Source organism: Marivita sp., from assembly GCF_022763305.1.
Classification (GTDB): Bacteria; Pseudomonadota; Alphaproteobacteria; order Rhodobacterales; family Rhodobacteraceae; genus Marivita.
This window is the reverse complement of sequence record NZ_JALEGT010000058.1, coordinates 1-6686: the sequence shown is the minus strand read 5'-3', so window position 1 is coordinate 6686 and position 6686 is coordinate 1. Positions and strand designations below refer to the sequence as shown.

Genomic DNA, 6686 nt, shown 5'->3' with positions numbered 1-6686 from the left:
GCCTTGCCGTGATCCTTTGGGGACTTCAAGCTGCAGGGCTCAGTGTTGGGTGGGGGCTGCAATTCCAAAGCCCGCTATTTCTTGCCGTGATGATCGCAGTCCTGCTTGTCTTTTCAGCAAATCTGTTCGGAGTTTTTGAACTGGCCCTCCCAAACGGCCTGCAGACACGGCTTGCAGGTGCCGGAGGGCGAAGCGGGTATTCCTCCGACTTTTTCACCGGCATGTTCGGCGCCATCATGGCAACACCGTGCTCGGCACCGTTCCTCGGCACCGCAGTCGCATTTGCCTTGGCTGGGCGTGGCGTGGACATACTCATCGTCTTTACGAGCCTCGGGCTCGGCCTCGCCCTGCCCTATCTCGTCATCGCCGCGTTCCCGCGTCTTGTTGCGTTTATGCCCAAGCCTGGCGGATGGATGCTGGTCGTCAAGAGTGTCATGGGGATCTTGTTGCTTGCAACAGCCGTGTGGTTGTTCTGGGTCCTTGAAGGTGTTGCCGGGCTTGCGTCCGTGATTGCGGTCGCGATGTTGTCCGGCGTCGCCGTTCTGATGTTGTCCCTTCCGAATATGCGGACCCAACTTCGCTGGTCTATTGCCACAACGAGCCTTGTCTTGGCTCTTGTTGCAGGTCCTCTCCTGCAGCAATCCGCGCCTGCGCAATCGGAGTCACAGTCGGGCTTGGACTGGGTCGCGTTCGACCGGTCGCAAATAGCGAAGCGCGTGTCGGAGGGAGAGGTCGTCTTTGTTGACGTGACCGCAGACTGGTGCCTGACATGCAAAGCGAACAAAACACTGGTAATCGACCGTGAGCCGGTCCGCAGTGCGCTTGAGGCACCTGGTGTTACGCCGATGCAGGCAGATTGGACACGCCCGGACGCACGCATTTCCCGTTATCTTGAGAGTTTCGACAGATATGGCATCCCCTTTAATGCCGTCTATGGACCATCCGCGCCGAACGGCATTGTGCTGTCCGAATTACTAACGACCGACGACGTGTTGAATGCCTTGTCCCAAGCCGGCGGTCGGAATGTTCCCGCGACGATTTCTGAACAGGAGTGACCCGCCGGGGCGGAACCCTGGCCCAAAGTCAGCCGCCCAGTTGCTCGAGGGCATCGCGGACCGCCGGACGCCGAGGATCATCGGCGGGACGCTGCTTTAACAGCGCTTCAGCTTTGCGGTAGGCCTCAATGGCCCGATCCTGCTCCTGAAGGACGGTATAGGCGTTTGCCAGCCGCATCCACCCATCCAGATCCTCCGGGTCATCCTTAAGCCGCTCGGCCAGACGCGAGACCATCGAGCGGATGAACTCTGCGCGATCCGCGTCACTCAACTCCGATGCAGCCGCAACATCTGCCGCACTTGGGCCGGGTTGTGACGTCGGCCCGCTAGGCAGATCGACGACCGGCAAGTCGGCTGCGGCGGCGATCCGATTGATCTGCGCTGCATAAGTTTCCATCCAGGGAACGTAAGCGTCTTCCTGATTCAGCCGGGAAACGAGCAGGTCATAGGCCTGTCGCGCCTCTTCTCTTTGAAGAAGATAAAGTGACTCGAAATAGGTTGCGGCTGGATTGGATGCGTCAAGCTCCAAAGCGCGATCAATGGCCATCTTTGCCTGAGGAACAACAAGGCCGTCATTGGCAACCGCGACGGCCTCTGCCAGCATGGAGAAAGTCGCGGAGGTGGCGTCCTCCCGTTTGGCGACAACTTCGAAGGCTTCCACGGCATCACCTGCTCTACCCATGCGCTGATAGGTCTGGCCCAACAACATCCAGCCTTCGCTTGGACCGCCCGCCGGGTCGGACTCGAGCCTTTCACGAAGTTGATTTGCAAGAATTGCCACATCGTCATTTTGCGCTCGCTCATCCGCTCTCCCGGCAAACGCCATCGAGGGAACGTTGGGCGATCCCATGGTCAGGTAATAGCCTGTTGCAAGCAATGGTGCGAGAACAGCCGCGATGACCAAGGGGATTTTGCCGCCTGTGCAGGCAGCAGATGCAACTTTCCTTTCCGAACTCCTCACCGCTGCGACGATTCGTTTCTTGATCTCGAGTTTCGCTGCTTGCCCTTCGTGTTCCGAGATGAGCCCACGCTCCATGTCGCGCTCGATTTCCTGCATCTGATCGGCAAGGATTGCCGGCACCGCATCTCGTCTGGTGAGAATGCTCGATCTGGACAACAGAAGCGGATAAAGGACAAAGCTGATTGCGAGCAGTGTCAGAAGAACGAAAATTCCCCAGATCATAATGCGTCCCTCGCTTCGTTTTGCCTAAGTATTTCGGACACGGTATTTTCATCTTCCGAGCTCAAATCTTCTAATGTCTCCGGCTTTCGCCGACTCATGAGCACCCCTCCACCAACGAAAATCCCGATCAGGATGAACGCGATCGGCGCGAACCAAAGCGCGTAGGTTGCAGGCTCCAGAGGCGGTTTAAGCAGCACGTAATCCCCATATCTCGCCCGAATATACTCGATCACCTGGGTGTCAGTGTCTCCTGCGACCAGTCGCTCGCGGACAAGAAGGCGCAGGTCCCGGGCCACACCCGCGTTGGAGCTGTCGATGTCCTGGTTTTGACAAACAACGCATCTTAAATCTTTGGAGATCTCCCGCGCACGCTGTTCCAATACCGGATTGGTCAGCATTTCGTCCGGTTCGACCGCATTGGCGGCAAGGGGAAGCAACCCGACGCAAAACGCGAAAATCAACTGTCTCATGAACCTGCTCCATTCGGCAGCGCGCCTGCCTGCTTAAGGGCTTCGGTGAAACGTTCGACGGCGTCCGGACCGACAACCGGCCCGACATAACGGAACAATACGATACCATCGCCATCGACGATGAATGTTTCCGGCACGCCCGAGAGCCCCCATTCGATGCCTGCCCGGCCTGACAGGTCAGACCCGATCCGCTCATATGGATTGCCCAGATCATTGAGCCATCTCACGGCATCCTCAGGTTTGTCTTTGTAGTTGATGCCGAACAGTCTAATGCCATCCCGCTCTGCAAATCTGGTCAATACGGCATGTTCCGCGCGGCAAGGCACGCACCAGGACGCAAAGACATTAACCACAACTGGTCGTTCTTTTCCGACAAGATCGCTCCGGGAAAGACCGGGTGTTTCCAGCCCCGCCACTGGTTCGAGGTCAAACTCCGGAGCCGGCTGTGAAATGAGAACGGAGGGAATTTCGTTGGGGTCCCTGTCGGGATTGAGGCCCCAAAAAAAGAACCCTCCAAATATGACTGCCGCGAGAAGCGGAAGTCCCGAAATGAGACGCTTCATCTTCACTCCTACTCCGCAGGGACAGCATCGCTGGCTGGTCGTTTTGCGCGGCGCGGCGCTCCGACCCTCAAACGGCGATCCGACAAGGACAGACAGCCGCCGATCACCAGCAGGATCGAGCCGATCCAGATCAGGTTGACGAGAGGCTCATAAAGGATGCGCAGGGTCCATGATCCGGCGTTGTTCACTTGATCGGAGGCTGGCGTGGCAATCGACGTATAGAGGTCCCCCGCTAATGTGGACCGGATGGCCGACTCCGTCGTCTGGCTTTCCGCCACCGGGTAATATCGACGCTCGGGAAAAAGCGTTGTGACCAATTCCCCATTCCGGCGGACCTCAAGTGTGCCGCGATCGGCAATGTAGTTCGGGCCTTGAACCTTCTCTGCGCCTTCAAACGTGATATCGAATCCGGCGATTTCGACGTCGGTCCCCGGGGCGGCGAACACGATTTCCTCACTTTTCCACGCGCTAGACCCGATCATTCCCATCATCAATACGGCGACTCCTGCATGAGCGACCGTCATGCCGTGAGACGCCCGTGGCAAATTGCGCGCGCGTCTCATGCTCTCTGCAAGGGGAACCTCGAACAGGCGGATTCTCAGCGCCCATTCCCGGAGTGTTGCAAAAAGCAGCCACGCTGCGCCGAGAATGGCGAGATACGCCATGATCGGACCGCCGTTCAGAAGATACCATGCGGCCAGAGCGGCGATGAGCGCCAGTGCAGCGATGAAGCGGACGCGGTCAAGCAAGCCTGCGACATCGGCGCGTTTCCAGGAAAGAAATGGACCGAAGCCCATGAACACCACCAGCGCCAGCATCATCGGAATGAAGGCCGCATTGAAGAAAGGCGGGCCCACCGAGATCTTGTCCCCGGTGACAGCCTCGAGGATCAGCGGATAAAGCGTCCCGAAGAGAACTGTGCCCGTGGCCGCCGCAAGTATGAGGTTGTTTACGAGCAGTCCGGCTTCGCGGCTGATCGGGCGAAACAGGCCGCCCGGCTCCATGTCTGGTGCTCGCCAGGCGTACAACGCCAGCGAACCACCAATGGAAACGGTTAGTAGACCGAGGATGTAGAGCCCACGCTCTGGATCGACGGCGAACGCATGCACAGATGTGAGAAGGCCGGACCGGACAATGAACGTTCCAAGCAGCGAAAGTGAGAAGGTCAGGATGGCAAGCAAGATCGTCCAGCTTTTGAACGCATCGCGCTTTTCTGTCACGATGGCCGAATGCAGCAACGCGGTGCCCAAGAGCCAGGGCATGAAGCTTACGTTTTCGACCGGGTCCCAGAACCACCATCCACCCCAGCCCAGTTCATAATAGGCCCACCATGACCCAAGCGCGATGCCGGCCGTCAGGCTGATCCAGGCGGCCAATGTCCACGGTCGGACCCATCTGGCCCAGGCCGGATCGACGCGGCCTTCCAACAGAGCTGCGACGGCGAAAGAGAACACAATGGAGAACCCGACATACCCGAAATACAAAAGCGGCGGGTGCAGCGCGAGACCCATGTCCTGAAGCAACGGATTCAGATCGTTGCCGTCGAGCGGCGGTGGAAACACTCGCTCGAACGGGTTTGACGTCAGCAGGAGAAAAGACAGGAAGCCGACGCTGATCCATGCTTGAACCGACAGCGTGCGCGCCTTGGTTTCGGCCGGGATATTCGACCCGAAAGTGGCAACGCCGGCTCCGAACACCGCAAGAATGAGTATCCAGAGTAAGAGCGAACCCTCATGGCTGCCCCATGTTCCGGCGACCTTGTAGAGCATCGGTTTGAGAGAATGGGAATTCTCGACCACATTCCTGACGGTGAAATCGCTGACAATGAAGGCCTGCATCAGCGCCGTGAAGGCAATAGTCACAAACACCACCTGACCAAGGGCTGTGGTCTGAGCGGATTTCATCCAAACGGTGTTTCCACGCGATGCGCCCGTGATCGGAAGAACGCTCTGAACAAGTGCAAGCGCCAGCGCGAGTGCTAGCGCGAAATGACCAATTTCGGGGAACATGGCATTCTTTCCTATCCAAGGTTAGTGGCGTCGCATCGAGCGATGCTCGAATATGTGATGCGGTCTATTCGTCGAGCGTTGCTTTCAGTCGGCGAAACTCTTCTTCATTGATTTCACCATTCGCAAAACGGCGCCTCAGCATTTCCTGCGCGTCAGGTTCCGACGGACGCGTTTCATTGCCTCGCATCCTGACCACCAGGAAGACGATCAATCCGATCACGGCGCCCCAGAACAAAAGCATCATGAAGCCGCCCATGAAACCATAGCCGCCGCCCCACATGTGCCCCGTCCAGGAGCCTGGACCATCAGCCTGCGCCATGCTGGCGGGCAAGCTGGCCAGCAACGGTAGGATCAACTCTTTCAGTTTCATCTGTGTCTCCTTCGATCAGTTCGTTTTCATCCAGAGGGAGGGTGACAACGGCGCGCAGACCCGCGCCGTTCCGGTTGACCAACTGGATATCGCCGCCGTGGGACTGGATGATCGTTCGCGCGATCGAGAGTCCAAGCCCGTAGCCACCGGTTTCCAGAGACCGTGATTGCTCAAGGCGGTAGAACGGATCAAAGACCTTTTCCAACTGGTCGACTGGAATGCCCGGCCCGTTGTCATCGACGTTCAGCAAGAGGTTCGAGTCGTGGATCGCCCAACTGATGTGTGCGGACCCACCGTAACGAACGGCGTTCTCAAGCAAGTTCCTCAACGCCCTGCGAAAAGCGTTTGGTCGAAGCCGCACGGCAATATCTTCGCTCGGCGCAAACGCGCAGTGTGCCGCCATATCGCTGCACAAGCTGTCCAGGAAGTTGCGCAGATCGACCACCTCGGAGTCTTCCGACCCGGTTAGGCCCTGTGCAAAGGTAAGTGTCGCATCGACCATGCTCTGCATCTCTTCGACCGAGGCGATAAGGCTGTCCCGCGTCTCTTCTTCGTCAACCAGTTCCGCGCGGACCCGAATGGCGGTGAGCGGCGAGCGCAAATCGTGCCCGAGGGCTGCGAGCATCCGTGTCCGATCACTGACAAACCGGGTCAGCCGGCTTTGCATGCGATTGAAGGCGACAGTCAGGTCCCTGACTTCGGTCGGCCCTGCAATTGCCAGCTCCGGCACATCCTCGCCTCGGCCGAGATGGTCGGCGGCTTTGGACAAATTCCGAAGCGGACGCGTCAGGCGCGTCATGACAAACCAGATGATGGCCACCAGAAGCAGTCCAGCGGAGATCCCGAAGGTCAGCATCGAATAAAAAGGCCACTGGATTGGTGGCCGCTCGAACCGCGTTCCAACATTCAGCCAACGCGATCCCTCGATCGCGATCGACAAGTTCATTTCAACCGCTGTCAACTCCCCACGCATCATTGCGAGATGCATTTCTGTCATTTCATCAGAGAGATTGGGCAAGGGTCGCAACTCGCCCTC

7 protein-coding genes are annotated in these 6686 nt (G+C 58.2%); 1 reads left to right on the top strand and 6 read right to left on the bottom strand.

Features of this window, described 5'->3' with window-relative positions; translation table 11 throughout:
- On the top strand, positions 1 to 1055 hold a 1055-nt coding region (locus MRY75_RS12025), incomplete at its 5' end, for a thioredoxin family protein (protein WP_292308095.1).
- 28 nt (positions 1056 to 1083) lie between these two features.
- On the opposite strand, the gene ccmI is transcribed toward MRY75_RS12025, so the two are convergent.
- From ccmI to MRY75_RS11995, 6 genes are all read right to left on the bottom strand, one after another.
- Entirely contained in the window at positions 1084 to 2238 is a 1155-nt protein-coding gene (gene ccmI, locus MRY75_RS12020; RefSeq protein WP_292308092.1) for a c-type cytochrome biogenesis protein CcmI, read from the bottom strand.
- Entirely contained in the window at positions 2235 to 2708 is a 474-nt protein-coding gene (locus MRY75_RS12015) for a cytochrome c-type biogenesis protein (protein ID WP_292308090.1), read from the bottom strand. Before MRY75_RS12015 ends, ccmI begins: the two co-directional genes overlap by 4 nt.
- Complete coding sequence (locus MRY75_RS12010) at positions 2705 to 3271, bottom strand: DsbE family thiol:disulfide interchange protein (RefSeq protein ID WP_292308089.1); 567 nt, start codon at positions 3269 to 3271, stop codon at positions 2705 to 2707. Before MRY75_RS12010 ends, MRY75_RS12015 begins: the two co-directional genes overlap by 4 nt.
- An 8-nt stretch (positions 3272 to 3279) precedes the next feature.
- The gene (locus tag MRY75_RS12005) at positions 3280 to 5280 is read right to left on the bottom strand and encodes a heme lyase CcmF/NrfE family subunit (protein ID WP_292308087.1); all 2001 of its coding nucleotides are present in this window, start codon (positions 5278 to 5280) and stop codon (positions 3280 to 3282) included.
- 64 nt (positions 5281 to 5344) lie between these two features.
- Positions 5345 to 5650 carry an SHOCT domain-containing protein gene (locus MRY75_RS12000; protein ID WP_292308085.1) on the bottom strand — a complete coding sequence of 102 codons (306 nt, stop codon included), beginning with the start codon at positions 5648 to 5650 and terminating at the stop codon, positions 5345 to 5347.
- The coding region (locus tag MRY75_RS11995) for an ATP-binding protein (RefSeq protein WP_292308083.1) at positions 5586 to 6686 on the bottom strand (1101 nt) is incomplete at its 5' end. The genes MRY75_RS12000 and MRY75_RS11995, both read right to left, overlap by 65 nt.